Annotated in this window: 1 protein-coding gene; it reads left to right on the plus strand. The window is 66.1% G+C overall.

The genetic code is table 11. The annotated features are described in order from the left end of the window. On the plus strand, positions 1–1,434 hold a 1,434-nt coding region (locus tag A5736_RS11475), incomplete at both ends, for a condensation domain-containing protein (protein ID WP_254848347.1).

Genomic DNA, 1,434 nt, shown 5'->3' on the forward strand with positions numbered 1-1,434 from the left:
TTGGATGCCGGCGCGTTGGGGGCGGCGTTGGCCGATGTGGTGGGTCGCCATGAGAGCCTGCGCACGCTGTTCGTGGCGCCCGATGGGGTGCCGCGGCAGGTGGTGATGCCCGCCGAGGGGGCCGACTTCGGATGGCAGATCGTCGATGCCACGGGTTGGTCGGCGGACCGGATTCGTCATGCGATCGGGGAGGTGGCGGGTCACAGTTTCGATTTGGCGGGCGAGATTCCATTGCGGGCACGGCTTTTCCGGGTTGGTCCGGATGATCATGTGTTGGTGGCGGTGGTGCACCATATCGCGGCCGATGGCTGGTCGATCACCCCACTGGTGACCGATCTCGGGGAGGCGTATCGGGCGCGACAGCAGGACCGTATCCCGGACTGGGTGCCGTTGCCGGTGCAGTATGTCGACTACACGCTGTGGCAGCGGGACCAATTCGGTGATCTCGACGATCGTGACAGTCTGATTACCGAGCAGCTGGCCTATTGGGAGCAGGCTTTGGCCGGGATGCCCGAGCGGCTGGCCTTGCCCACCGACCGGCCCTACCCGCGGATCGCCGATCAGCGCGGCGCCAGCGTGTCCCTGGAGTGGCCGACTGGGTTGCAGCGGCGGGTAGCTCGGCTGGCTCGCGAGCACAATGCGACCAGTTTTATGGTGGTGCAGGCGGCCCTGGCGGTGTTGTTGGGCAAGCTCGGCGCCAGTAACGATGTGGCCGTGGGCTTCCCGATCGCGGGACGGCGTGACCCGGCGCTGGATGGCCTGGTGGGCTTTTTCGTCAACACGTTGGTGTTACGTGTGGATCTGGCCGGTGATCCCAGTGTGGCGGAGTTGCTCGCCCAGGTGCGCCGGCGCAGCCTGGCCGCTTATGAGCATCAGGACGTGCCGTTTGAGGTGCTCGTGGAGCGGCTCAACCCCGCCCGAAGCCTGGCTCATCATCCGCTGGTGCAGGTGATGCTGGCCTGGCAGTCCAACGACTCGGCTACCAGGTTGGCGTTTGGTGATCTGGAGGTGTCCCAGTTGCCGGTGGACACCCACACCGCCCGAACCGATCTGTCGTTGTCGTTGGCCGAGCGCTGGACCGATGACGGTGAGCCCGCCGGTATTGCCGGGGCGGTCGAATTTCGCACCGATGTCTTCGACGCGGCCAGCATCCGGTCACTCATCGAGCGGCTGCGGCATGTGCTGGAGGTGATGACCGCTGACTCGACCCGTCGGTTGTCGTCGGTGGATGTGCTCGATGCCGGTGAGCGCGCCCGCCTGGATGCTTGGGGCAATCGGGCGGTGTTGACCGCGCCGAAGAGTACGCCGATGTCAGTTCCGGGGTTGTTTGCCGATCGCGTGGTTGGGGCTCCGGGGGCGGTGGCGGTGAGCTTCGAGGGCCGCACCCTGACCTATCGAGAACTCGATGAGGCGGCAAACCGGTTGGCGCAGTTG

Origin of the sequence: Mycobacterium sp. SP-6446, from assembly GCF_001954045.1 — a bacterium.
Taxonomy (GTDB): Bacteria; Actinomycetota; Actinomycetes; order Mycobacteriales; family Mycobacteriaceae; genus Mycobacterium.